29 protein-coding genes and 1 riboswitch are annotated in these 25,014 nt (G+C 55.1%); of the genes, 17 read left to right on the top strand and 12 right to left on the bottom strand.

Going from position 1 to position 25,014, the window contains the following annotated elements:
* Positions 1–8 precede the first annotated feature (8 nt).
* From H6F57_RS15655 to H6F57_RS15640, 4 genes are all read right to left on the bottom strand, one after another.
* A complete protein-coding gene (locus H6F57_RS15655) occupies positions 9–1,115 on the bottom strand; it encodes a sulfonate ABC transporter substrate-binding protein (protein ID WP_190625815.1) in 1,107 nt (368 codons plus the stop codon).
* 461 nt (positions 1,116–1,576) lie between these two features.
* Complete coding sequence (locus H6F57_RS15650; RefSeq protein ID WP_190625814.1) at positions 1,577–2,353, bottom strand: class II glutamine amidotransferase; 777 nt, start codon at positions 2,351–2,353, stop codon at positions 1,577–1,579.
* Positions 2,354–2,525: 172 nt separating this feature from the next.
* The gene (locus tag H6F57_RS15645; RefSeq protein WP_190625813.1) at positions 2,526–4,181 is read right to left on the bottom strand and encodes an ATP-dependent DNA helicase RecQ; all 1,656 of its coding nucleotides are present in this window, start codon (positions 4,179–4,181) and stop codon (positions 2,526–2,528) included.
* Between the two features lie 389 nt (positions 4,182–4,570).
* Positions 4,571–5,248: a DsbA family protein gene (locus tag H6F57_RS15640; RefSeq protein WP_190625812.1), complete on the bottom strand. Its 678-nt coding sequence runs from the start codon at positions 5,246–5,248 to the stop codon at positions 4,571–4,573.
* Between the two features lie 246 nt (positions 5,249–5,494).
* Positions 5,495–5,578, top strand: a riboswitch (Fluoride riboswitch).
* An 85-nt stretch (positions 5,579–5,663) separates the two neighbouring features.
* On the opposite strand from H6F57_RS15640, the gene H6F57_RS15635 reads away from it, so the two are divergent.
* The 3 genes from H6F57_RS15635 (at position 5,664) to H6F57_RS15625 (ending at position 8,807) form a co-directional block, all read left to right on the top strand.
* Entirely contained in the window at positions 5,664–7,289 is a 1,626-nt protein-coding gene (locus H6F57_RS15635) for a cation:proton antiporter (protein WP_190625811.1), read from the top strand.
* Between the two features lie 332 nt (positions 7,290–7,621).
* Positions 7,622–8,131, top strand: a complete 510-nt coding sequence (locus tag H6F57_RS15630) for a hypothetical protein (protein ID WP_206753718.1) — start codon at positions 7,622–7,624, stop codon at positions 8,129–8,131.
* Between the two features lie 16 nt (positions 8,132–8,147).
* Positions 8,148–8,807, top strand: coding sequence for a phosphatase PAP2 family protein (locus tag H6F57_RS15625; protein WP_190625810.1), 660 nt, complete (start codon positions 8,148–8,150; stop codon positions 8,805–8,807).
* 94 nt (positions 8,808–8,901) lie between these two features.
* Here the strand turns inward: H6F57_RS15625 and H6F57_RS15620 are convergent, their stop codons facing one another.
* Together H6F57_RS15620 and H6F57_RS15615 are read right to left on the bottom strand one after the other, a co-directional pair.
* Positions 8,902–9,294 (bottom strand): GFA family protein, encoded by a 393-nt coding sequence (locus tag H6F57_RS15620; protein WP_190625809.1) that lies wholly within the window; start codon positions 9,292–9,294, stop codon positions 8,902–8,904.
* A gap of 303 nt (positions 9,295–9,597) precedes the next feature.
* Positions 9,598–10,308, bottom strand: a complete 711-nt coding sequence (locus H6F57_RS15615; protein WP_190625808.1) for a DUF3592 domain-containing protein — start codon at positions 10,306–10,308, stop codon at positions 9,598–9,600.
* Between the two features lie 358 nt (positions 10,309–10,666).
* Between H6F57_RS15615 and H6F57_RS15610 the strand changes: the two genes are divergently transcribed.
* Positions 10,667–10,876 carry a hypothetical protein gene (locus H6F57_RS15610; RefSeq protein ID WP_190625807.1) on the top strand — a complete coding sequence of 70 codons (210 nt, stop codon included), beginning with the start codon at positions 10,667–10,669 and terminating at the stop codon, positions 10,874–10,876.
* Between the two features lie 55 nt (positions 10,877–10,931).
* On the opposite strand, the gene H6F57_RS15605 is transcribed toward H6F57_RS15610, so the two are convergent.
* The 4 genes from H6F57_RS15605 to H6F57_RS15590 form a co-directional block, all read right to left on the bottom strand.
* Positions 10,932–11,501, bottom strand: coding sequence for a hypothetical protein (locus H6F57_RS15605; protein ID WP_190625806.1), 570 nt, complete (start codon positions 11,499–11,501; stop codon positions 10,932–10,934).
* Positions 11,482–12,693 carry a sulfite exporter TauE/SafE family protein gene (locus tag H6F57_RS15600; protein ID WP_190625824.1) on the bottom strand — a complete coding sequence of 404 codons (1,212 nt, stop codon included), beginning with the start codon at positions 12,691–12,693 and terminating at the stop codon, positions 11,482–11,484. Before H6F57_RS15600 ends, H6F57_RS15605 begins: the two co-directional genes overlap by 20 nt.
* 111 nt (positions 12,694–12,804) lie before the next feature.
* A complete protein-coding gene (locus tag H6F57_RS15595; protein WP_190625805.1) occupies positions 12,805–13,263 on the bottom strand; it encodes a DUF202 domain-containing protein in 459 nt (152 codons plus the stop codon).
* A gap of 101 nt (positions 13,264–13,364) precedes the next feature.
* Complete coding sequence (locus tag H6F57_RS15590; RefSeq protein ID WP_190625804.1) at positions 13,365–14,012, bottom strand: Crp/Fnr family transcriptional regulator; 648 nt, start codon at positions 14,010–14,012, stop codon at positions 13,365–13,367.
* Positions 14,013–14,354: 342 nt separating this feature from the next.
* Between H6F57_RS15590 and H6F57_RS15585 the strand changes: the two genes are divergently transcribed.
* The 8 genes from H6F57_RS15585 to H6F57_RS15550 all read left to right on the top strand — a co-directional run bounded on the left by H6F57_RS15585 (position 14,355) and on the right by H6F57_RS15550 (position 19,880).
* Positions 14,355–15,590, top strand: a complete 1,236-nt coding sequence (locus H6F57_RS15585; protein ID WP_190625803.1) for an RNA polymerase sigma factor — start codon at positions 14,355–14,357, stop codon at positions 15,588–15,590.
* A gap of 285 nt (positions 15,591–15,875) precedes the next feature.
* Entirely contained in the window at positions 15,876–16,271 is a 396-nt protein-coding gene (locus tag H6F57_RS15580; protein ID WP_190625802.1) for a YciI family protein, read from the top strand.
* A gap of 135 nt (positions 16,272–16,406) precedes the next feature.
* A complete protein-coding gene (locus H6F57_RS15575; RefSeq protein ID WP_190625801.1) occupies positions 16,407–17,135 on the top strand; it encodes a DUF899 domain-containing protein in 729 nt (242 codons plus the stop codon).
* 105 nt (positions 17,136–17,240) lie between these two features.
* Positions 17,241–17,717 (top strand): DUF1579 domain-containing protein, encoded by a 477-nt coding sequence (locus H6F57_RS15570; RefSeq protein ID WP_190625800.1) that lies wholly within the window; start codon positions 17,241–17,243, stop codon positions 17,715–17,717.
* A gap of 187 nt (positions 17,718–17,904) precedes the next feature.
* The gene (locus H6F57_RS15565; RefSeq protein WP_190625799.1) at positions 17,905–18,264 is read left to right on the top strand and encodes a YciI family protein; all 360 of its coding nucleotides are present in this window, start codon (positions 17,905–17,907) and stop codon (positions 18,262–18,264) included.
* Between the two features lie 139 nt (positions 18,265–18,403).
* Entirely contained in the window at positions 18,404–18,835 is a 432-nt protein-coding gene (locus H6F57_RS15560) for an SgcJ/EcaC family oxidoreductase (RefSeq protein WP_190625798.1), read from the top strand.
* Between the two features lie 73 nt (positions 18,836–18,908).
* Positions 18,909–19,313, top strand: a complete 405-nt coding sequence (locus H6F57_RS15555; RefSeq protein WP_190625797.1) for a VOC family protein — start codon at positions 18,909–18,911, stop codon at positions 19,311–19,313.
* 156 nt (positions 19,314–19,469) lie between these two features.
* Positions 19,470–19,880, top strand: a complete 411-nt coding sequence (locus tag H6F57_RS15550; RefSeq protein WP_190625796.1) for a VOC family protein — start codon at positions 19,470–19,472, stop codon at positions 19,878–19,880.
* Positions 19,881–20,058: 178 nt separating this feature from the next.
* Here the strand turns inward: H6F57_RS15550 and H6F57_RS15545 are convergent, their stop codons facing one another.
* Entirely contained in the window at positions 20,059–20,457 is a 399-nt protein-coding gene (locus tag H6F57_RS15545; protein ID WP_190625795.1) for a hypothetical protein, read from the bottom strand.
* A gap of 195 nt (positions 20,458–20,652) precedes the next feature.
* Positions 20,653–21,123: a BON domain-containing protein gene (locus H6F57_RS15540; protein ID WP_190625794.1), complete on the bottom strand. Its 471-nt coding sequence runs from the start codon at positions 21,121–21,123 to the stop codon at positions 20,653–20,655.
* A gap of 468 nt (positions 21,124–21,591) precedes the next feature.
* On the opposite strand from H6F57_RS15540, the gene H6F57_RS15535 reads away from it, so the two are divergent.
* The 5 genes from H6F57_RS15535 (at position 21,592) to H6F57_RS15515 (ending at position 24,951) form a co-directional block, all read left to right on the top strand.
* Positions 21,592–21,999 carry a phage holin family protein gene (locus tag H6F57_RS15535; RefSeq protein ID WP_190625793.1) on the top strand — a complete coding sequence of 136 codons (408 nt, stop codon included), beginning with the start codon at positions 21,592–21,594 and terminating at the stop codon, positions 21,997–21,999.
* Between the two features lie 99 nt (positions 22,000–22,098).
* Positions 22,099–22,791 (top strand): SRPBCC family protein, encoded by a 693-nt coding sequence (locus H6F57_RS15530; protein ID WP_190625792.1) that lies wholly within the window; start codon positions 22,099–22,101, stop codon positions 22,789–22,791.
* 38 nt (positions 22,792–22,829) lie between these two features.
* On the top strand, positions 22,830–23,252 hold the full coding sequence (locus H6F57_RS15525; protein WP_190625791.1) for a hypothetical protein: 423 nt from the start codon (positions 22,830–22,832) through the stop codon (positions 23,250–23,252).
* 125 nt (positions 23,253–23,377) lie between these two features.
* A complete protein-coding gene (locus H6F57_RS15520) occupies positions 23,378–24,559 on the top strand; it encodes a zinc-dependent alcohol dehydrogenase (protein ID WP_190625790.1) in 1,182 nt (393 codons plus the stop codon).
* Between the two features lie 107 nt (positions 24,560–24,666).
* A complete protein-coding gene (locus tag H6F57_RS15515; protein ID WP_199289599.1) occupies positions 24,667–24,951 on the top strand; it encodes a hypothetical protein in 285 nt (94 codons plus the stop codon).
* Positions 24,952–25,014: the final 63 nt, after the last annotated feature.

Here is a 25,014-nt window from a genome sequence, read left to right as displayed (position 1 = left end):
GGATGGGCTCAACTTTGGTGAATGGCAATGGGGAGTGAGGCGAGGGGGTTGGTAGCAGGCCGCTTTAGCCGGGCCGAGGAAGCTGAGCTGGGGGTCCAAATCACGTCTTGCACGCGCACCGCTTTGGGAATTAGCTCTAGCTCGTAAAAGGCGTCGGCAATGCGCTGCTGCTCTGCGATCGCCTCGGGCTGCACTGGGTCAAAGATGTAGCTGCGGCGGCGGGTTACCACATCTAAAATCTCTGGCTCCAAGCCGGTGATGGGGGCCAGCACCTCTACCACTTCGGCGGGGTTATTGTCGGCCCACTGGGCAACTTCAGCGGTATCTTCGAGCAGGGCGACCAGCAGCGCTTCGTTGTCGGCCACGAAGGCTTTAGAGGCCAAGAAAAACTCTCGGTTGGGGGCTAGCTCTTCCCCGGTGATCAGAGTGCGCGCCCCCACCTGTTTTTCTGAGGCTGCATAGAAGGGGTCCCAAATGCACCAGGCATCGATGTTGTTTTGCTCGAAGGCAGAGCGGGCATCGGCGGGGGTGAGGTTCACCGGCTCAATGTCTGACCAGGCTAACCCAGCTTTTTTGAGCGCCTGCACCACCAAAAAGTGAGCGCTAGAGCCGCGCTGAAAGCCCACTTTTTTGCCCTTGAGATCGGCCAGGGTTTGCACTGACGAATCGGCCGGCACCACAATGCCCGAGCTCTTAGGTCGGGGCGCGCCGCTACCCACATAGAAAAAGGGCGTATCCGCCGCCTGGGCAAAAATCGGCGGGGCATCACCGGTGCGGCCAATGTCGATACTGCCCATGTTTAGGGCTTCCAGCAGGGGCGGCCCCGACTGAAACTCAATCCACTCGACGCGGGTGCCGAAGGTTTTTAGCCGTTCCTCTAGCCCGCCCCGCGCTTTGATCAAAATAAACGGGTCAAACTTTTGGTGGCCGATGCGTAGCACCCTGGCCTTGGCTTTGGTGGCGTCGGGTTGGGGTTCGGTGCTGGTGGTGGGGTCGCTGCTACAGGCGGTGACCGATGCACTTAGCCCCATGCCGCTGGCAAATAGATAGGCAAACGACTTCAGCGACTGTCGCCGGGTCAGCCCCCAAGCTCTAGGGCGATGCTGCTTTGCCATGGCTGTACCTCTACAAATGGTCCTTTCCTGACGCAGACCTGACCTTCCAGCAGTTGCTTAAGGCCGGTGCTAAATCAGGAAACTACGGTAAGTCGGTAGAAATACCGCTGTTTGCTGGCGCAGTATGGCACGCGAGCTGAGCGAAGTTCAAGTAAACTCAGTTACAAATGAAATTTAATTTCATTCAATATTTTGGCCGAGGGGTTGGGCCGCTGGGCGTAGACCAGCTCAAAGCAAGGAACCGGTTGATGAGAGATTTGTTAATGCTTGAGCCATTCCAAATCTGGATATATTGCCGTAGTTGATTTAGTTGGGATTTGACAGGCGAAATCCACTGGTAGGAGCGTTGCAGTGCAACGCCCCTACGTCGAACCTGTCATAACCCACGGGCGTTTGCAATGGCAGGTGAAGTCTGGGCTAGAACCGTCCAATAGACAAGGGGGATGAAGAGGCGTCCCTGCTCAAGAGGTTAGATGGAGCGGTAAGCCATCCTGAAAGACCAGCAGTTCACCGGGCTGGATTGGGGTCCAGGCCTCGTTGTCGGTGAGGGAAGTGGTAGCGATCACGGCGACGCGATCGCTCGGGGTGGTCAGTTCTTGAAAATCCACCGTGATGTCTTCGTCAATCAGGTGGGCCGCTGCAAAGGGGGCCTGGCGCACGATGTAGCAGAGCTTGGTGGAGCAGTAGGCAAAGCAGTGTTCGCCATCTGACAGCAAATAATTGAAGATGCCGTGGGGGGCGATCGCCGCCGTGATCTCTTGCAGGGCAATGCATAGGTCTTGAATCGGGGGCTTGCGATCGGGGAACCGCTGCCGAATGTGGTTGAGCATGAGGCAAAAGGCCTGCTCGCTGTCGGTTTGCCCGACTGGGCGGTAGATGCCTTGGTGGTCGAGCGGCAGCGTCGGCAAATCGCCGTTGTGGGCAAACACCCAGTAGCGCCCCCACAGCTCTCGCTTGAAGGGGTGACAGTTTTCTAGCGTGACTGGCCCAATGGTGGCCTTGCGAATGTGGGCGATCACATTCATCGATTTGATCGGGTATTGCCGAATGAAGGCGGCCACGGGCGAGGAGCTAGACGGGTTGTCGTCGAGAAAAACCCGGCAGCCTAGGCCTTCAAAAAAAGCAATGCCCCAGCCGTCTTTGTGGTCATCGGTTTTGCCCCCGCGCGCGCAGAACCCCTCAAAGGAGAAGCAGATATCCGTGGGCACATTGCAGTTCATCCCCAACAGCTGGCACATAGTGGCGTATCTTCACTCGTCTTTCAGTAGCTCTAAGGCTAACTCCGTTACCTCGGCAACCGATACATCATTGATAAATAACGCTCTGTGGTGGCACTGACTCTCTGTTGCAACTGACGCCGCAAACGGGGCAGTGCAGTTGCCCTGGAGATGGCGGGCAGGGTTGGCGGGGCTAATCGACCGACTCCAGTAGACAGTACTCTCTGATCAACTGCCTAGCCAGGGTTTTGTAGCCCATCTGATCAAACAAAATCACGATCTTGTCGCCCTCATAGCGCATCACCGTACCCTCGCCCCACGTTCGGTGAACCACACGGCTATTCAGCGCAAAGGGCTGCCAAGCACCCTCGTCTTCGACCACGATGCCTGCCTGACAGTTGTCGCAAAAGCCGCAGGGCTGATCGCGCGTTTCGCCAAAGTAGTTGAGCAGATATTCGCGGCGACAGTCGCGCAGTTCGGCATAGCCGCGCATCATTTCTAGGCGCGATCGCACGTGGTTTTGATGTCGCTCTTGGGCCTCAACAGCAGCCTGGGAGGCTTCATTGACATCCGTCAGTTCACGGGCAACCACTTCGCCCGTAGATAAGGTCTCGACGGTATCCACCGCCTCTAAGTGGCTGAGGGCGGCGGCCACCTTAGTTCGGGAAAGATTGGTTTTGGCCTGCAAATCCTGCCGCTTGATCGGGTCATCCTGCTCTTGAAGCACGGTGGCTACCTGGGTCACCTGCTCCACATCTACCTGGCCGCCCCTGGCTAAAAAGCGACGAATATTCAGGTCGTCGGGGCAGTAGAACAGCAGCGCAAAGGCTTTTTCACCATCTCGCCCCGCCCGCCCAATTTCCTGGTAGTAAGAATCGACCGAATCGCTAATGTTGTGGTGAATCACAAAGCGGACGTTGGGCTTGTCGATGCCCATGCCAAAGGCGGTAGTGGCCACCATCACCTCAGCCTCGTCATCCATAAAGGCAGCCTGGGCCTGCTCGCGGTCGGCGGCTTTCATGCCGGCGTGGTAGGAGATCGCAGCCACACCGGCTGCCTCCAGCGCCTCAGCTAGAGTCTCGGTGTTTTTGCGAGTGGCTGCATAGACAATGCCCGGTTTTTTAGCGCGTACCACCTGGTCGATCAAGGCCTCTGTCTTCTCGGCTTCGGTCTCAAAGCGCCGCACCTCTAGCCAAATGTTGGGTCGGTCAAACCCCTGCACTAGCACCTGAGCCTCTCGCATGGCCAGGTGTTTGACAATTTCTTCTCGCACCGCCGGGGCTGCTGTGGCCGTCAGCGCCAACACCCTGGGATGGCCGAGGGCATCGATTACAGCGCCAAGTCTGAGGTAATCGGGGCGAAAGTCATGGCCCCACTCGCTGATGCAGTGGGCTTCGTCAACCACAAACAGCGAGGGCTTGGCCGCTTGCAAGCGGTCTAGGGTTTCGGGGTTGTTGAACTGCTCGGGTGCCAGAAAGATGAACTCTAGCTCGTCGTCGGCCAGCGACTCAAAGGCCGCCTCTCGCCGAGACGCACTCATGGTGGAGTTGATCGCGGCGGCCTCACCCACTTCTTGATCTGCGATCGATTCAACCTGGTCATGCTGGAGCGCCACGAGGGGTGAGATGACGACGGTGCAGCCGGGAATCAGCGCCCCCGCCAGCTGATAGATGGCCGATTTTCCCGACCCTGTGGGCATGACTGCCAAGACATCGTGCCCATCAATCAGAGCGGCGATCGCCTCCTCTTGCCCCTCCCGCAGCTCTGCATAACCCAGCTTTGCTTGCGCCGTCTGACGAATCTCTTGGCGAATCTTTTTTCTTGACAATGACTTGGATGGTTGAGCCATGCGGCTGGAAACCTGCTGGTAAAAATTATGGCCTTGCTGAATGGGGTGTGACTTGCCTAGCTCTTACCCAAGCTGATTGTGATAGGCTCTAACAGCCTAGGGTTCAGGGTTTAAGGTGTCGGGTTTAAGGCAGGTCGCGAACCTAATACCCTAAACCTTGAACCACTGCTAATCTGTCACTTTTGGTTTGGCAAGCTCGACTACATCTACATCTTGCTTGTTAGCGGGAGAGTCCATTTTTGGGGCTGTTGACTGTGCTAAACCTAATGCTCGCTACGCTAAAATTTCCTCTGCCTTAGGTACAACCTCGCCTCTATCCACAGCGTCGCTCGACATAGATGGCAGAACGCAGCGTTGAGACAAAACCTAGAGGGATCCGCTCGAACGAGTTAACACCAGGACTGTTCTTCAGGCGGGTTGTGCAGCAATTCTCGAATGTTGGCTTCGATTACGCGATAGCCCACGTTGCCGTTGAGTCGCTGCCGACCCTCGTTAAAAATTAGGGTTGGGCTGACGGTAACGGAATGTTCTTTAACTAATTCAAAGTCTTTCGACAGCAAAGCGTAGGCCTCGCCACTATTAATTTGCTGCTCAAGGGCGGCGATCGGCAGACCTAACTCTTCTGCTAGGGAAAGCTGTACGGTGCGATCGGAAATATTAGAAAGTTCTGTAAAAAAAGCTTTTCGAAATGACCAAACTACCTTTTCAAACGTTTTTTCTGACTTCGGGATAATATTTTTAATTTCTAGCAGCTGAACGGCGTGGAGAAACAGGTGGCAGGATGTCGATGAAGCGGGTGTTACCTTTGTCCAAATATCAGGATTGACGATGATGTGATCGAACTTATTGACGGCTTCAAAGACGTGGTTGCTGTAACCTTTTAATCCTCCTTTTTCGCGCCATCGAATCTCTAGTTTTTCGTGAGCATTCCCAAACACAGGTACGAAGTGATATTCGATCGCAACCTGATCTTGAAAAACCGTCACCAACTCATCCATCCGAATTTGAGCAATGTAGGCCCAGACGCAGAGAACATCGGAAAAATAGGAGATTTGAATAGGTTCCATGGGCTTTGAGAGTAGGAGTGAGGTGAGCGATCGGCAACAACAATGGAGTGAATATGCGCTATTTTACTGTGTTGTCATTTTATCTAGTCTTCGGCTACGTTCTTCTTTAGAACGACACAGTTAACATGAGTTGGCCAATGTATATTAATACTTGCAAAAGGTGAATATATCTGCACCTTCATGCAGAAAGATGGGTTGAAATCTGAGGTTAGCCCTTAGCTATAACCCCCTTCAATCTGGTATAACGCTAAAAACGGCGATGGAGCTCGCCAAAACCGCCCAGCGTGAGTCAGGTTTGATCGCGTAAGGGCTGATGGCTCCTACTTATTCCGGCTTGGGGCGGAAGGGTAGGGGCTTTGGAGTCTTCTAACTACTGCTACAGGCCGCGCAACCGATTCAACTTTGGCGTGGCGACATGTTAGAAAGCATGATTTGGATTTTATTGATGGGCTTTTTTGTCGGGCAGATCGCTCGACGGCTGAAGGCCCCTGCTCTGGTAGGCATGGTGCTGGTGGGTATTGTGCTTGGCCCTCAGGTGGGCAATGTGATTAGCCCAGGGGTGTTGGCGGCGGCCGACGGGTTGCGCACTATTGCTGTCATGGTGATTTTGATGAAGGCTGGGCTGGGCCTCGATCGCGAAAAGCTAGCTCAGCAGGGGTCGGTGGCGCTGCGGCTGGGGTTTTTGCCCGCTGCCTGTGAGGCGATCGCCATTGCCTTGGCCGCTATGGGCCTATTTCAGTTTGATTTGGCCACCGGGCTACTGTTGGGCTGCGTGCTGGGGGCCGAGTCACCCGCCGTCATTGTGCCGGGGATGCTGCGGCTCAAAAGCTTGGGTTGGGGGGTTAAAAAAGGCATCCCCGACGCGATTTTGACGGGCAGTGCTCTCTCGGACGTGTTGTTGCTGCTGGTGTTTAGCCTACTGTTGGCGTTTTTGGGTCAGAGTGCCGTTGATGGGCTGACTTTACCGGGGGTGCTGACCCTGAGTCCGCTGCAACTGCTACCGCTGCAAATTGTGGCTCAGATTTCCCTAGGAATATTGCTGGGGTGGTTGACGGCCCATCTGCTGGTGTCGCTGCTGGCCTGGCAAAACTGGACTCAAAATGCGGTGCAAGATGCCCTGGTGGCAGCCAGCTTTGCCCTGCTGCTGGTGGTAGTGGCCGAAGATTTTCCGGTGTTTTCGGGCTATTTGGCGGTGATGACCGCTGGTTTTTTTCTGATCGAGCTAGATGCCCCGCTGGCGCGACGGCTGCGGGGCGGCTTCGACAGCCTGTGGACGATCGCTCAGATTGTTCTATTTGTGCTACTGGGGGCAAGTATTCAGCTCAGCGTGCTGGGGGATACGCTGTTAGTCGGCCTGCTGGTGCTGGCAATTGGCACGCTGGTGGGGCGATCGCTGGGCTGGTATCTGTCTACGGTGGGCAGCAACTGGACTTGGCAAGAGCGGCTGTTTTTGCTGCCCGGCAACTCGGCCAAGGCCACGGTACAAGCAGCGATCGGCGCGATTCCGCTGGCTCAGGGCATCGAGGGCGGCGAAATTATTTTGGCGCTGTCAGCTCTCTCGATTTTGGTAACGGCTCCCTTGGGGGCCTGGGCGATTCCCACCTTTGCGCCAAAGCTGCTAGAGCGTGGTGAGGTTGACCCGACAAAGGTAACGGTGGCTCGCGATATTGTCTTGCTGGCAGCGGTGGATACATCCCCGCTGGCGACAGGGGTGCTGACCAAAGCTGCCGAACTCGCTCGCCGCAGTGACGCTGAGGTTGTCGTGCTGCATGTGGTGAGAGGGGACGATCCGGCGGGGGTTGAGGAGCTGCGCCAGCGGACGAAGCAGTGTTTAGCCGATATTCGCCATCGGTTTATCACCACGTCAGGCTCGGTGTCCAAGGAGATTGCGCGAGCGGCTCAGGAGTATGGCGCGGCTGAGGTTGTGGTGGGCAAGCGCGGCGATCGCCCCCTAGACAACGTGCTGACGGGGTCAGTTTCCCAGGCGGTGCTAGAGACCAGTCTGCTGCCGGTGGTTGTGGTTAAATCTCAAAAACATTAAAAGCGTTATAAAACGGGGCAGAGCTTTTGAGAGAAATACCGGTAATCCAGTATGTTTTTAGGGTTTGCGCGGATTTGCTAGGGTTGATGTGGCGATCGCAGGTCCGTTCTAGGGTTGCACTGGCGAGCTGGGGCTTTCCCCTTGATGCTGGTGATCTGGATGAGGGTATCTTTCTTCTCCGGTGTCCACCCTGGTATCTATCTACCTAGAGCTAGTGGATTTTGGCTTGGGCTTGCTGCTAATGGTGGTGATGTTCTCGGGCGATTGGTGGCTACCTCGCGGTTTTGCAATCCCCCTGCGTAGCGTTAATTCCCGTAGTTAAGATGAACCCCTTGTCACTCCTTCAGCCCGATACTGAGTTAGATACTGCTGACTACGCCCCCGCCGACAGCGCCCCTGAGGTGAATGCCAAGTCGGCCGCCCCCTGGCTGCGACGGCTGTGGGGCGGTAGCCTGGTGGTGGTTGGCTATCTGCTCTCACCCCTGTGCTGGTGGAATGATTTGGTCATTAATCTACCCCTGGCCCTGGGCTTTGGCTACCTGGCCAGCCGCCCGTTCCCCGATGCCCTGGTGCCCATGACCGGGCTAGGCTATTGGCTGACGAACGTTGTCGGCTTTGTGCTCATGCAGCAGGGGGCGGTTACCGCGCTGCAAAAACAAGAGCCGGGCACCACTGGTCATTCGCTGCGCAACGGCTTGATCACATCTACGGTGTATGCCCTGGCAATTGTGGTGCTGCTGCAACTGCACATCCTCGATGTGCCCGATTTTCTCACAGGTGATCTGCTCACCCAGCTCGATGCTGTGCTGCCCGGCTGGCTCATGACCTGGATTTCAACCTAAGTTAGTCTCTAGTCAAATGGAACAGTCTGCTCGCTCCTCAGCCCCTAGCCCGCTCTGGCTGGGAGTCATTTTACCGCTGTCGGCCCTGATGATTTTGATTGGCCTGGGGCTACTGGTGGCGGCTTACCCGACTCTGCCCGCCTGGGATGCAGCCTTTTTGCTGCACCTGCACCGCTACGCCACCCCAGCGTTGAATCGAGACGTGGCGATCGCCACCGACCTAGGCACGTTTTGGGGCGTGCTGCCCGCCTCCCTGGGGCTGATGGCCCTGGGCCTCTGGCGGCGTCGCTGGCAACCGGCCAGCTATTTGGCCTTTGTAATGGCGGGCAGCGCTGGGCTTAACCAAGTCGCTAAGCTGCTCTGGCACCGGGTGCGCCCTGCCTTATGGGAAGGCATTCCGCCCCACGCCGACTTTAGCTTTCCGAGCGGCCACGCGACCTATTCGATGGCCTTTGTGCTGGCCCTAATTTTGCTCAACTGGGATAGCCCTAAGCGCCCCTGGCTGTTGGGGTTGGGCGGTCTGTTTGTGCTCTGCGTTGGGGCTAGTCGGGTTTATCTGGGAGTGCATTTTCCCAGCGATATTTTAGGGGGCTGGCTGCTGGCGATCGCCTGGGCGCTGAGTCTGCACCAGGCCATGTATCGCTGGCTACCGCTGCTGCCAGGATTAAAGACTTAAGCCAAGGGACGGCCCATTCAAAACTGCTAGGGCAGACACTATTTTTACAGCGGTCGCGCTTTGCCCTTTGGCGATGGAAATTGAATTGTCCGACCTACTCCTCAAAGCGGCTTGTGGGGTCGCGATCGCACTCATATTGTCTCGTGAGCGGAAATGGCGGCAACCAAGACTCACGACGGATAATCCAGTTTTCGTAGGTTGGTGTTAGTTGGTTAGGGGCATCTAGGGAGCCTAGGTACACTTCGATTTCGTCTGCGGTGCGGGCGAAAACAGACGAGCCGCAGCGAGGGCAGAAAAACCGCCCGCCGTAGTCGCGGGTTTCGCCAGCGATCGCCACCGCCTCTTGAGGGAAAATCGCGGAAGCGTGAAAAAGAGCCCCATGATGCTTGCGGCAGTCGAGGCAGTGACAAAGGCCAACTCGGTATGGGCGTCCCGTTGCCACAATTCGGACGTTGCCGCACAGGCAACCGCCGGTGAATTGATCCATGCTGCGTCTCCTCCAAAATCAAACGATCGGAATAGTTATAACGGACAGCACTAATCCGCTTCCCATAGTGTATTCGCCGCTGCTAGTGATGCCAGAGAAAGAGGATTGCTGAGACTATGGTGGCGCGCACAATGACTGCTAACCGTAACGATAAGCGATAGCAGATAAGACCTTAAAGCTAGATGAAACGGTTTTAACTGTCCGCTCCATCATGTTGTTATACTACGTTGCTTTTGCCAGCCAATAGTAGACCTACTGGCGATCGCCCAGGTCTTCCCATTGATTGATTTGAGCTATGCTGGGCTACTCAGCTAACTTAGGCAGAAACGAAAGATCAACAAAATATTTCTTAGGATTTTCTTTCTCGATAAAGACGGTAATTTGCTTTCTCGTCATAAAATCGGTCGGGTCATACCATAGGTTATTGCTCTCAAATACGTGGATTTCTGTAGTAGATGGGTTCTGCCATTGCGTTATAACCTGGAAGGGATGCTTACCATTAACTGAATACGCGGTGTTGACTTCTACGCTCTTAAAATCAGTTTCAATGGATGTTCCTTCCTGCTTCAGACGCTTTTCTTCACCTTCTTTAAGCATAGGCACAACAATCATGCCAGCGCCAATTGCAGAGAATATGCTACCCAGCCCGCCAAAAATAGCTGGCATACCCCATAGCGAAAAAAAGTCATTAATCTCTGCCCTCTGCGGTTCAGCTGGTAGATAAAAAATTTCTATTGCTTGTCCGGTCGAGTAGCTTGGTGGGTTAGAGCCTGACAGCGAGGTGAACTCAATTTCTTCGCCGTCTTGGTTGGCAAAAACCACAACTGGGTAATACATAATTGAATCATCTGATCGAGACTGAATAAGCTCTATCACCGTCCCTTCTGTTCTAATGGCATCGTTAAGAAACGTACTAGTATTCTTGTACGTAAAGAGTGTAGCTGCCAGCATGCCAATTCCGGGTAACAAGAAAGCTAAAGCGAAAGCATGTTTCGTGACGGCTATTGATTTCATCGTTTGCCTCAACTGGGGGTGATTTAGTGAGTTGTCTAGGCTGGGTCGGCTCTAGTTAAGTTACTGCTGTAATTGGCAAGTAAATATAGTGTTCCCAAAGGGTGCCATTACCGCTGTCGTCGGCCTCCCCTCACCATTTGGGGCAAAGGCAACCCCGAGAGCGACGGCTGGCATTACTAGGCAGCGCCATGGTGAGTTCAATTTTCCTCGCCCACAATCCAGCGTTCTACTGCGGGGCACAGCAAACCCTGACGCCAAGACGGGGAACCCTAGTGATCGGCTTAGCCCTTGAGCTCAAGTCTGTCTCCGAGTTCCTAGCCAAGTTTTCCGTTGTTCTCTTTTCTCTCTGCTTTTTGCCATGACTTCCTTCTCGCTCAACCGGGCTGCAACCCAGCCCCCCTACCCAGCCTGCTCCTTACCCAGCTACCCTCTGCTTAAACCCCTAAAAAACCGATGGAGTCACGGTCGCGGCTATTTTGTAATCGCCCTAATTGCGCCGCTGCTGCTGAGTAGCCTGCTGCTGATTTATCTGCACAACACCACCAAAGCGCGGCTCTTGGGGCGGTGATAAAGCATCTTTGCCAATGGCAGGGCATGGGTCATTCACCCTCACCTCTAAGCGCTCAGCGCGGCGATTTTCTTTGGTTGAATACTGCTGCTAGAGCTGCGATCGCAACGATCATCCCTCCGCCCACAATCCAGGCAGGGGAACGCCTCACCTCAGGCGTAGCCTCCTGGTCGGGGGCTGGGGGGTTACGGCTACCCCCGGCGACAACGGTGGTGTAGCTGAGTTCAAAGGGGGCAAAGGTGGCTTCGGCTCTGGGGCGACCGGTGAGCACTATGCGATATTCCCCCAGGTTAGGAAATGTGATCTCGGCCCCAGGAATATTTTGAAATCGCTCGGGCGACATGGCTTGCAGGGTGGGTTGCACAACCGGAGTGGCACCGGGCTGGTTGGTGGCATAGACGGCAAGAGTGCAGTCACACTGCTCTAAAGGAATCACCTGTCCACCCTGCTGGGTGAGGGCTACCCAGACTCGCGCTGGTTCTCCGGCTTTGGGGCTGTGGTTGGGTTCAAGGTGCCAGGTGCCCGCGACATCGCCCGACACTTCGGTCTTGTGGGCTTGGGCAGGTAGCACGGTCAGGCTGCCGAGCAGCAGCCCTGCCATCAGGCTAAGACTTGGCAGGCGCATAGTAGTTCTCCAAAGACAGCAGCGACCAAATCCGCCGCCAGCGCAACAGCAGCGCCAGTAACGCCAGCCCCGCCAAGGCCACGGCTGCCACCCAGTGACGGGTAGAGTGCTCGAACCCACCCAAATAGCTCGACCCCAAAAGCAGCGTATGGGTCACGGCTAACCCAAAAATGGGGATGCTGAGCAGATGGAGCCGTCGCCAGTGGTGGCCCAGGCAAGTTTGCGCCCGATTAAAGCTGGTTAGGGCCAGGGGCACCATCAGCCCAAAGGCGACAATGCCCGCCCAGCCACCCACTTGCAGGCTTGGCAAGAGAAACGGCAAAGCGGCTGGGTTCCACCCCATGGTGACGATATGGGCGACATGGGCCACAGAAAGCACAAAGGCCCCTACCCCCAGGGTGCGACGATAGACGAGCAGAGCTGGCCAGAGACGGCTGAGGGGGCGAGCGATCAGCGCCAGCAGCAGCAACACCAGCGCCCCATGGCCGGTGAAGTCGATCATGTCGCTGCTCCGGAGCAAGGTCAGTAGGCCAATCAGGAGAGTAATCCAACCGCCTAGGCGAAACAGCTGCCCCCGACGATCGCCGCTAACCCAGGCTGTCGATACCCCGACGCCAAGCATCATCGGCAGGGTGCCTACCCCAAAAGCTAGCATGGTGGCTCCGCCCCGCCAGAGGTTGGTGGTCTCTGCTGCCTTCAGCTGCGCTGCATACAAAAATCCGCAGGGCATTAGCCCCCAGGCTAACCCCAGCAGCAGCGGCGTCCACCGCTGGGGATTGAGGGAAAGGGCCTGCATGGCGCGACTCAGCCGACTGTGCCAGCTCGCCTGGGCCATGGGGTTGAGCAGCGGCACTTGGGGCACCTGGCCAGGGCTGATTTGCGCTAGGCCAAACCAGATCAGCAGCAGCCCGGTCACCAGGGCTACCCCCCGCCGCAGGGGGCTGCCGATGCCAGCCATTTGCCCGCTGGCCACCAGCACCGACCCCAGCGCTCCAATCATGAGGCCCACTAGGGCGTAGCTAACTAACCGCCCCAGGTTGAGCAGCAGGTGAAACCCAACCTGCTGCCAGCGATCGCGATCGCTAGCAGGCTGAGATAGCGAGAAGGCCACGGTGATGGGACCGCACATACCCAGGCAGTGGCCAAAACTGCCTAAAAATCCTAAGCTGGTCATGAGCAACAGGTCGAGCATGCTGGCGTTGGAGCGCTGATGGGCCATATGTGAGCGTAACACCCCACCTGACCCGTGTCTTTCGACCGCCTGTCTAAGGCTCTACAAAACTAAACCCTCAAAGTTTTCTTTCTAAACGGTGAATCCTTTCACTGTTGCTGGAGCTGAAAACAGCACGTATAGCACCCCTGCCCCCAGCAGCGTGACCACCAGACTAAAGAGAATCACCCAGCGGCTGTTGGGTTCGTAGGTGTTGCTCTCAATGGCGTCAAGTACTGCAAAGTAGTGCCAGGTTGACAGCAACACGGTGATCAGGCCAATGGAACATAGACCTAGCCCTACCATCCAGCCCTGACCGGTGCCCGGCACATCGGGCGAGACCAGGTAACGCAGACGAGCAATCAAAACGCCGAAGCCAATCAGGGCGATCGCAGTACGCATCCAAGCCAGGTAGGTGCGCTCGTTGGCCATGTGATCGCGGGCGCGAGAGCTGGATTTTGAAGGCGGGGCTGGACTGGGAGCAGGCGCGCTGGTGCTCTGGGGGCGATCGCCCGTGGTTGGAGTGTCAACGGCTTGGGATGGCTGAGTCATTAACGCGGTAAAAAGTTTGGACAGACAGCAAAGCTGGTATGCAAAATCTGATGAGCACAGTCATACCAGGCTCGTTGGCTACATTCTCACCCTGGTTTTGGCTAAATTTCGTAGTGCCAGTGGTCGCTAGATTCGGCCAGGATGAGCTGGCGCGATCGCCGATAAATCAGCCCCTGCTCTTCAAACTGGCGCAGCAGACGAGTCACCGTCACCCGGCTGAGGCCGCTAAAGTCGGCCAAGTCTTGGTGGGTAATTTTGAGGTCAATGAGGCAACCGCGCTCAAGCTGTAGCCCAAAGCGGTTGGCCAGCCACTGTAACAGCCCGAGCAAAACAGCCTCAGCTCGGCGGTGGGTGCGCACCACCATTAGCGCTTCAGCATGCTTTAGGTAGCTAGTGATCACGTCCACCGGCGGCTGCCAGTCAGAGAGAGAAATGCAAACCGCCTCGACATCGTTGAGGGCTTCAATCAGGTAGGGCTCCGCGTTAGAGAGAAACTTCCCCACAATATCGCCTGCGCTCCAAAGGCCGAGGGCGATCGCGGTGCCATCTTCCAGGTAGGTTAGGGTGCGCACCGCCCCTGCCTTGAGCAGCCAGAGGCGATCGCTGGCGGCGGGCAAATAGCCGCGCCGCCCAAAATGACTAGATCCAGACACCGGCAGCCGCTGCAACTGCTCTAACGAAAGGCCCTGCAACCGAGCAGCCACCGGCAGGTCTGCAAGACCCCCTAAACTATCCAGCTGTCTCAACATTGAATGACTCCTATTTAAGGATTTATGAGAAATCCAACATACAGATGCCCTTAGGAAGAGACTGCGGGGATTTGGCTAGCCCTACTGAGGATTGACGTTGATCATCTAGCTATTTGCATTGCGGGTCGCCTAGCTCATCAGGAAAGCGGCGGCTACAAAGATCATCCTAAAATTCATGTTTGGAGCATAACTCAATTTCAAAACATTTTCAAATTAAACTCATTCTAGGTTTAATCACTTTTGAAGCGGCTGCATTGGTGAGTGCATTGGTTAGGCGAAAGTACAATTGCACTATATTAAAATGAATTTGGGCGACCGACTTTGCTGGCAGGAACGCTAACCATGAACGAACCCCTCCAGATGCAGCGGCAAGTAGACGCCATCTACCGGGCTGAGTCGCGTCGGGTTTTTGCCACGCTGATTCGCCTGCTGGGAGATTTTGACCTGGCCGAAGAGGCGCTGCACGACGCCTTTGCCGTGGCCATGGAGCAGTGGCCACGGGATGGGATGCCGGCTAAACCAAGGCCGTGGCTGGTGTCGGTGGGTCGATTTAGGGCGATCGATCGCCTGCGTCGCCGCACCCGTTTTGACGCGTCGTTAGCCGAGCTGGCCCAGCAGATCGATGCCCAGGCCGACCTGCCCAATGATGAAGATGTCGGGGACGATCGCCTACGGCTGATTTTTACCTGCTGCCACCCGGCCCTGCCCCAGGAGGCCCAGGTAGCCCTCACCCTGAGAGAGGTCTGCGGCCTCAAGACCGAGGAAATTGCTAGTGCTTTTTTGCTGGCCCCACCGACTCTGGCCCAGCGCATTGTGCGGGCCAAGGCCAAGATCCGCGCGGCGAGAATTCCCTATCAGGTGCCCGCCCTGGAAGACTTGCCCGATCGCTTAGACACCGTACTCCAGGTGATCTATCTGGTGTTTAACGAGGGATATGCGGCCTCCTCTGGCCCATCGCTGACGCGGGCCGATCTCTCGGGCGAAGCAATTCGGCTAGGGCGACTGGTGCTAGAACTGCTGCCCGACCCCGAGGTGATGGGGCTGCTGGCATTGATGCTGCTGCAAGAGTCGCGGCGTCAGGCCCGCACCTCCACCACGGGCGAGCTGATTCTCTTAAGCGATCAAAATCGCGCCCTGTGGAACCAGGAGCAGATTGCCGAGGGGCGATCGCTGGTGCAGCAAGCTCTGTCGGCAGGGCCAGTGGGGCCGTATGGGATTCAGGCGGCGATCGCCGCTGTCCATGCCGAAGCTCCCGACCCAGCCGCAACGGACTGGGCCCAGATTGTCGGGCTGTATAGCCTGCTGGCCCAGATCGAACCCACTCCCGTCGTTCATCTCAATCGAGCGGTGGCCGTGGCGATGCGCGATGGCCCCCAGGCGGGCCTCCAACTGCTAGATGAGATTCTCGCCGAGGGCGATCTAGCCCACTACCACCTGGCCCATGCGGCCCGAGCGGATCTGTGCCGCCAGTTGGGAGAAACCGCTGAAGCTAAGGCGTCTTATCAACGAGCGCTCGCTCTAGTCAAGCAAGAACCCGAGCGCCGGTTTCTCGAAAGTCGCCTGCGCGAACTGGTTTGATTGCTAGGGGCAGAAATTCGTCTAACCTTGGTTTTCGGTCCTTAAGCCCTCCGTTCAATGGTTGATTTAGCTCCGTAGTCGAGCATTCCAAAAAAAATTAGAAAAAACTTTTGCGCTCCTGTCGATCTGCCCTCCAGCCAAACGACTAATCCACAAAGGTGACAAGTTCAGGCCAAATCCACAGTCAATCACCTTGCTGCCAACCCAGGGGTGCAGGCGACGCAACCCCACAAAACGGGAAACGCAGACAGGCTTTGACCCCAGACCTAAATTTTGGAGGCAATCATGAAATTTATCTGTCTAGGCTATTTCGACGAAACGCAGTGGGATGAGCTTTCTGAAACCGAGCAGGCGGATCTAATGGCCGACTGTTTTGCCTACGATGACGAACTACGGAGGGGCGGCCACTTTATCGGTGGAGAAGCGCTGCAAAGCGTTCGCAATGCGGCGACACTGCGATACCAGAATGGGCAAGTTGTCGTTACCGATGGCCCTTTTGCGGAAACCAAGGAGCAGATCGGCGGCATCTTGATGCTGGAGGCCCGCGATCTTAACCATGCCATTCAGCTGATGTCGCACCATCCCGGAGTGCGCAATGGTCCCTTTGAGATTCGCCCAGCGGATGAGGAGATCAACGCCCAGGTTAACCAAAGCAAAACCCTTCAGACCAACCTGCACTGAGCGCAAATCAGGAATTGCGTAGGTTGGGTGAAACGCAGTGCAACCCAACAAAGCCCACCGTTGTTGGGTTTCGCTAACGCTCTACCCAACCCACCAACTGGAAATTCTCGATTAAACACTCAAGGAGAAATTACCATGACTATCACTACTTTTGCCCATCCGCCCGTGGTGTCGACCGACACCTGGCTGGCGGAACGAAAAGCGCTTTTAGCAGACGAAAAAGCCCTGACTAAACAGCGCGATCGCGTCAATGCCAAGCGTCGCCGCCTGCCCATGGTCAAGCTAGAGAAAACCTACAAATTTGAAGGGTCTGAGGGTGAGACCAGCCTGCTCGATCTATTTGAGGGCCGCCACCAGCTGCTGGTCTACCACTTTATGTTTGACCCCGAGTGGGAGAACGGCTGCTCAGGCTGTACTGGCCTGGTCAATGCAATAGGCGATCTGAGTTTGCTGGGCGATCGCGACACCACTTTCGTGCTCGTATCCCGCGCTCCGCTGACCAAGCTTGAGCAATACAAAGCCCGCCAACGTTGGACTCTGCCCTGGTTTTCTTCCTTTGCCAGCGACTTTAACTACGATTTTCACGTCACGCTAGATGCAGCGGTGGCCCCGGTGCAGTATAACTACCGCGACCAGGAGGAGCTGGCGAGTAACTTAGATCAGCACTTTATGCAGGGCGAAAGCCACGGCATGAGCGTGTTCTTTCGCATCGACGACGAGGTCTTTCACACCTACTCGACCTATGCTCGCGGCTGCGAAGGCCTGACCGATGCTTACAGCCTGCTCGACCTCACCCCCTACGGTCGGCAGCAAGACTTTGAAGATTCTCCTGTGGGCTGGCCGCAGCGACCGACCTATGGCTAACGCCTTCGACCAGCGGGTAGGGACAAGGTCGACGCCAGTTTGCCCAAACCTACTTCCAACCCGCTAGCTACTTCAACCTTGTACAGAAAAAATTGGAGGGACATTATGCACATTGAACCGCAGGCAGAACACCAGTGGCTCGACCGGCTGGTTGGCAAATGGGTTAGCGAATGTGAGTGCAGCATGGGGCCAGATCAGCCCCCGTCAAAGACTCGTGGTACAGAGGTGGTTCGCAGCCTGGGCGGGATTTGGGTTGTGGCCGAAGGCGAAGGCGAAATGCCCGATGGTGGAACCGGCACCACCCTGATGACCCTGGGCTACAATCCCGAAGCTCAGCGCTATACCGGTACCTTTGTCGGTTCTATGATGACCCACATGTGGGTTTACAGCGGCTCTCTAGATGAGGCGAAACAGACGCTAACCCTAGAAACTGAAGGGCCTGATTTTAGTCAAAACTCGATGGCTCCGTACAAAGACATCATTGAATTTGTCAGCGACGACCACCGGATTATGACATCACAGATTCTCACAGGCGACGGGAGTTGGCATCAGTTTATGACGGCCCACTACTGGCGCCAGTAGTCGATTGGGCGTTCCTGAATCAGGGAATTGAACCGGCAAAACCTTTAGACTCTGCATGGCCTCCTGCCCCCCAATTCTTGGGGGGAAACAGAGTTTCCAAGTCCCCCAGAGTTGGGGGCGGGAGGCAAATCATACTCGTGTTAAGCAACGCCGCCAATTGGAAGCCGTCAACTTTGGGAGCTAAGCCATGAAATATATGCTGCTGATTTACAGCGACGAAAATGTCTGGAGTGAGGGTGAACAGGAGCGCTGCTACCAAGATTCGGTCAAACTCACTCAAGACCTCCACGCCAGCGGTCAGTATTTGGGCGCGTCACCCCTGCAATCGGTGGCCACAGCTACCAGCGTGCGGGTGCGCGACGGCAAACGCCTGGTGACCGACGGCCCCTTTGCCGAAACCCGAGAACAGCTCGGCGGTTATTTTCTGATTGAGGCGGAAGATTTGGATGATGCGATCGCGATCGCGGGCCGCATTCCCTCTGTGCACAAAGGCACCGTCGAAATTCGCCCCATTGTCGAACTGACTGGCTTGCCATCTGGCCAGTAGAGGCAGATTTTTGCGGTTTTTTCTTAAATGGGTAGTGCTACCTGTCGATCTCACCGCCTTCTATTCGACTAGTTGATGAAGCAGGGAGCCAGCCGGTTTAGTTGGCTCCTGCATTCCAACCTATATTCGGAGACATCCCATGACTAGTACTAACACTATTACTCGTGACGAAGCTCAAGTTCGCCAGCTGATTGCCGACCAATCCAAAGCCATCACCGCCAAAAACCTTGACCAAATTATGGCGCGCTATAGCCCAGAGGCCGTTCTCTTTGATGTGCAGCCACCGCTTCAGCTCAAGGGCAGCGCTGCTATTCGCGCCATGTGGGAAGCCTGTATGCCCTGCATGCCAGAAACCTCAGGGATGGAAACTAAAGATCTCCGCGTTATCGTCAACGGCGATCTAGCCTTTGCCCACTGGGTGTTTCGCTTTACCGGCATTGAGCCCAGTCATCCAGCGGTAGATATGTGGATGCGCGTTACTGCGGGCTACCAAAAGCGACAGGGTGAATGGCAGATTGTGCATGAGCACTGCTCATTGCCATTTAACCCGGCTGCGGGTTGCGTTGGGTAGGTTTGTCATCGCCCCGCTTGACGCTAGAGACAGTTAACGATTTAAGCCCCCAAAATTATCAAGGAAACCCACCATGAGCCGCAAAATTTTTGTCAACCTGCCAGTTAAAAATCTTGACCAGTCGGTTGAGTTCTTTGGCCAGCTCGGCTTTGAGTTCAATCCTGAGTTTACCGACGAAACCGCTACCTGCATGATTGTCAGCGACGATATTTTTGTCATGCTGCTGACCGAAGACAAGTTCAAAACCTTTACGCCTAAGGCTATCTGCGATGCAACTCAAAACACCGAGGTTTTAGTGTGCCTATCCTGCGATCGCCGCGAAGAGGTTGATAGCCTGGTAAGCAAAGCCGTTAGTGGCGGGGGCTCGACCTATAACGACCCCCAAGACTATGGGTTTATGTATGCTCACGGCTTTCAAGATCTAGACGGCCATATTTGGGAGCTGATGTATATGGAACCTGGCGCTGTCCCTCAGTAGATGTTTATCGGGTGTGTCATCGACTCGTATGACACACCAACCTTGTCTCAGCAGTGCATTACGCACCATCGGTCTTTTGTACTGCTGGATCTTTGACACCTCGACTACAAAATCTAGCTTCGCTCGTTCCCTAATTCTTTAGCTCAGGAGGGCGCTATGAAACTATATTCTTACCTCAGCTTCAATGGCAATTGCGAGGCTGCATTTGCGTACTATGCACAGGTCTTAGGCGGCAAAGTTGGCGACAAGATGACCTACGGAGAATCGCCGATGGCTGACCAAGTGCCTGAAGAGTGGCGTGACAAAATAATGCATTCTCAGCTGATCTTAGGCGATCAAGAACTCATGGGGGCCGACAGCATGCCGGAATACTTTGAAGAGCCTAAAGGCACCTCTGTCTTAATTGCCATTGAAGATCCAGACAAGGCTGAGCATGTCTTTGCAGCCTTGGCCGAAAACGGCACTATTAAGATGCCCATTCAGGAAACCTTTTGGGCGGCCCGGTTTGGTATGGTAGTCGATCAGTTTGGCACGCCATGGTTGATTAATTGCGATCGCCCTGCCTAACCTTTTAGGAAAAGCTGCGTGAGGGCTGCTATTGACAGCAGCCCTCACGCTCCAGCGTTGAGTACTGCGTTTCATCACTAGGTTTGCGGTTCATCTTTTCAGCGATTGGCAGATTCAAACTTAACCATCCAGCTACGGATCAACTAAGAGGGCTGTTTTTGCGGCGATCGCTTGCATTCTAAACAGGTCGGTTTTGAGTTCCTTCGCCGGGCGTAATAAACAACACAGTGCTGGGCTGGTGAACTTTAGCCGTGTGCCAGATGCCTTTGGGCACAATCACATAGGAGCCAGGGGTTTCTAGGGATAGCTTATTTTCAACACCGTTCTGCTCTAGGATAAGGTCAAGCTGGCCCGAGATCAGGCACACAAACTCTTCCCCAATGGGATGCATCTCCCAAGTGCCCCAGTCATGAGCAAAGCTGTATTGAGAGACAAGCCGTTTGTCTTTAAAGTCTCCAAAGGTGCGGTTTAGTTCTTCATAAAAGGTGTCGCTTACCGACACCGGCACAGCATTGCCGCTACCATCCAACACAACGTAGGTAGAGTTTATGCTTAAAGGTTTGACTTCACTGGGCATCGATTGCTCTCAAATTATGTCTGTGACTGAAATTCTTTAAGCTGCTTCATATACTTTTATATTTACTGTATACGTTGTTGGACGGAATTTTCGGCTTTCGGGCATTAATAAACGAGGATGATAAAGTTTCTAGTTGACTTAGGCACAAAAAAATCGGCGGTGCGCCGCCGATTAAATAGGTTCTCTATCTGTTGCTTATTGAGTGATTTCCTTGAGGCCTATATCGTAAGAAACCTCATGTACACCAGGAATAGACTTAACATCTTCAATGATGGCTCGTGCCGTGTCGCGGCTCTTTACCTTACCCGATAGCCGTACTGAGCCATTGGAGACGCTAATTTTGAGGGTGTCAGGAACCTTGCTCTCCACTCGGTCAGTAATGTCCTGATCGCCCAGGGGAGTACCTTTGACATCGGCATATTCAATACCCTGATATTGACTGTCGCCTGGCGTGGACTGAAGCGTTTCGTTGAGGTCTTTTTGCTCGTCGGTCAGCGCAGCACCATTAACCGCACCAGCGAAGGCGGGCTGGGTGAAGCCGATCAGCATGATAGCCAAACAAGTCATGGCTATTAATCCAGACTGTCCAGCTTTGGGGAGACGCACCAGCATCAGGGCTAACCCTAAACCGACCACCGCCATTCCAATCTCTAACGATATCGACATAGATTTTACTCCAATCAAAATTTATGGGTGAAGGCGCAGAGCGATCGCACTTTGCTGGCTGCGCTTCACTAGCTTAGACCAGCAGTGTATAGAACTTTGCTAAGTTACATATCCTCCAACAGCAATAAGGTGACTCCGTCAAAAGGTATAGTTTTGCGATTGCGCCCTCACCTGCTGCCATAGTTGAAAAATTCTCGTTGTCGGTCGAAAAATTTGGGAAAGTTATTCAATTTTTCGCGGCCAAAATTGTCGTTAGACCCCACGCCCAGAAAAATATTAGTTTATATTTTTGGCTTATCTATCGAATAGTAGACACATATACCCGCATTGGTTTTTACCGTGAAACTAAGTGAAGCAAATTTTAGATCATTTGCAATTGCCCTGGCTATTTTAGGCTGTTAGCCGCTTTAGCCTCATCCGGCAAATTTTCATTTACGCAGAGCTTGTAGTTTTTCAGGAGATGACACCATGTGGAGCATTCTTTTATCTGGCTTGGCAACGGCCCTTAGCCTGCTAGTTGTAGATCTAGTTGTGCCTGGGGTCACCATCAGCACCCTAACCGCAGCGGCGATCGCGGCTGTCTCGGTCGGTTTGGTCAACGCCTTTCTCAAGCCGGCGCTGCAAACCGTGACCATGCCCATTAACGCCGTTAGCTTTGGGGCATTTTCGCTGATTCTCAACGGCCTCTGCCTGTGGGCGGCCTCTCTGGTGGTGCCCGGCTTCTACATCTCCGGCATCATCGGCTTTTTGGTAGGCCCGCTGGTGCTATCGGCGGTAAACACCTTCATCAACAACTACTTCGACAAGAAGACCCCTGCCTTTCTACGCGATGGCAAGGGCTCTGAGCTGAGCACCGATCGCTCCTCTCAGCTCTAGTGTCTAGCTCCCAACCCAACTCGCCCCACGGCCCTAAGCCGTGGAGCGAGCCGGGTACCAAGCCCACAGAAACAGCGTTTTTGCCCAGAGGTTATCGAAGTGGAAGATTCCGTTAGCACGCAACCGTCAAAAGATACGGAGGCAAGTAAGTTAGAGCGGTGGGCGTCAATTATTAGCGGCGGCGCCTTGGTTCTCGGCGGCTTGCAGCAGCGATCGCTGCGGGGGATCTTGATGGCGGCTGCCGGCGGCAGCTTAGCTTACCAGGGTGTCCAAAAGAAAAGCACGATCAAGCAGGTTGGCGAAGCCGTTGGCATCGAAAAGGCCATCTTGGTTGAGAAAACCGTCACAATCAATCGTTCGGCATCAGAGCTCTACAGCTTTTGGCGGCAGTTCGACAATCTGCCCCAGTTTATGCGTCATGTCAAGTCTGTGCAGGTTCAAGACGCCCAGCATTCCCACTGGGTGGTCAACGCCCCCCTCGACCAGAGCATCGAATGGGATGCGGTGATTGTAGATGACCAGCCCGATCGCCTGATTGCCTGGACCTCGACCGACGATGCCGAAGTGAATCACTCCGGGTTTGTGCGGTTTCAGCCCGCTACCGGCGATCGCGGCACCGAGGTCAAAGTCGTTATGGAATATGAGCTGCCGGGCGGTGCTATGGCCGCTGCGATCGCCAAGCTCTTTGGCGAAGAACCCGAACAGCAGATTGGCGATGATCTCAGCCGCTTTAAGCAGCTGATGGAAACCGGAGAAATCGCCACCACCGAAGGTCAGCCCAAGGGAGCCTAACCCTGACGCTGACTGCCAATGTTTTTAGACCTAGTACCATGAATTCTTTGTTTTACTCTTTTTCTTCTCTCGTCTCAGTCGTTAAGGCCACCGTCAGGAAAGCTCAGCTCGGTCGGCGGATAGCATTGACTGCTCTAGCGATCGCCCTTTTGATAGGGTCGGTCGGTTATATGCCCAGCGCCCAGGCGGCTGATGCGTCCAAAACCGGAGCCGGTGGCACTAGCGCCGTGCGTCCGAGCCACAACCCGATCAGCAACGAAAACTTTACCGGTGGTGTCGACCTAACTGCCCTCGACCGTCAGGGCAAAAACGTCCAGCCGCCTGCTGAGTCAAAGGTTGGCCTTGTTGACCGGCTCAAAAATCTGTTGCCAGGGCGGTCCTCAAAGAAGTCGCCCGCTAATGCGCCCCGTAGCAATGTCCAGCCCGAGAAAAATCCAACCCTAGACCGCTACCCCAACTAGGATTTAAATCCTGTTGACTTGCCAAGCCCCCAAAGCATGTCTATTCCCGAACCCCCAGGTGAGGCGGCACTGTTAAGGGCTGTTGGCCAAGATCCGCCGAACGCAACCACCCCAGGAGAATTTTGATGAAAGCAGTTTGCTGGCATGGCACCCACGATGTTCGGGTAGACACTGTGCCTGACCCGACAATTTTGAACCCGCGTGACGCCATTATTAAAGTCACCTCTACAGCAATCTGCGGGTCTGATCTACACCTCTATGATGGCTTTATTCCCACCATGCAGTCGGGGGATATTCTGGGCCATGAGTTCATGGGGGAAGTGGTTGAAACCGGGCCAGGGGTAACTAACCTCAAGCAGGGCGATCGCGTGGTGGTGCCCTTTACCATCTCCTGCGGCAGCTGCTTTTTCTGTAACCAAAATCTGTGGTCGCTGTGCGACAACTCCAACCCCAACGCGTGGATGGCCGAGAAATTTTACGGCCACTCGCCGGCGGGTTTGTTTGGTTACTCTCACTTACTGGGGGGCTACGCCGGGGGCCAAGCCGAATATGTGCGGGTGCCCTTTGCCGACGTCGGCCCGCTAAAAGTGCCCGATGGGCTCACCGATGAGCAGGTGCTTTTTCTCACCGACATCTTTCCCACCGGCTACATGGCGGCCGAAAACTGCGAGATTCAGCCAGGCGACACAGTAGCCGTTTGGGGCTGTGGCCCCGTAGGCCAGTTTGCCATTCGCAGCGCCTTTATGCTTGGCGCTGAGCGGGTGATCGCCATCGACCGCGTGCCTGAGCGCTTGGCCCTAGCCCAGGCTGGGGGGGCAGAAATTCTCAACTACGAAGAGATCGACCCTGGCGAAGCACTGAAAGAAATGACCGGCGGTCGGGGACCCGACAGCTGCATCGACTCCGTCGGCATGGAGGCCCACGGCACTGGCCCCATGGCGCTCTACGACACGGTCAAACAGGCAGTACGTCTGGAAAGCGATCGCCCTCAGGTGCTGCGGCAAGCGATCGCCGCCTGTCGCAAGGGGGGCAAGATTTCGGTTCCTGGCGTCTACGGTGGGTTTATCGACAAAGTGCCGATGGGTGCCTTTGTCAACAAAGCGCTGACGATGCGATCGGGCCAAACCCACGTCCACAAGTACCTCAAGCCGCTGCTAGAGCGGGTGCAAAAGGGAGACATTGACCCCTCCTTCTTGATTACTCACCGCCTGCCCCTCGAAGAGGCTCCCCGCGCCTACAAAATCTTTCGCGACAAAGAAGACAACTGCATCAAGGTTGTTCTCAAGCCCTTTACTGCCGCCGTATAAGTAGACGACGAAAGTAATTTACGTAGGCCAGCACCAGGCTGACTAAACACGGCCCAGCTGGCCATATTCACGGATCTACATTGCCAACTACCTAAGGAGCAAAACCCATGGCAAACGATAAAGAAAGCGAACTGATGGGAAATGTTGACGACAAGGAAAGCGAACAAAATCGACTATTAGAGGAAGTTGCCGACAATCCAGGCGCTAGAACCGCTGCTATTCATCAGAACCCAGAACTGATGCAGCAAGAAGCCCGTAACGCTGCTGCCGGTGAAGGACCCAACGCCTCTGGTGGGCCTGGGATACCCTCCGAAGCCGAAGACTATGTGCCTAGCAGCTCTGATCCAGAAGCGACCGATCTACCTACCGCTAACTCCCCCCGTCAAGGTTAATCCATCGACTCAACCACAAACTCTCTTTTGAGAGAGGGAGCAAGCCCTGAATCAAGTCACAGT

The organism is Leptolyngbya sp. FACHB-60, assembly GCF_014695775.1.
GTDB lineage: Bacteria > Cyanobacteriota > Cyanobacteriia > Phormidesmidales > Phormidesmidaceae > Nodosilinea.
The sequence above is the reverse complement of the archived record's forward strand: the minus strand, read 5'-3'. Positions and strand labels throughout refer to the sequence as shown.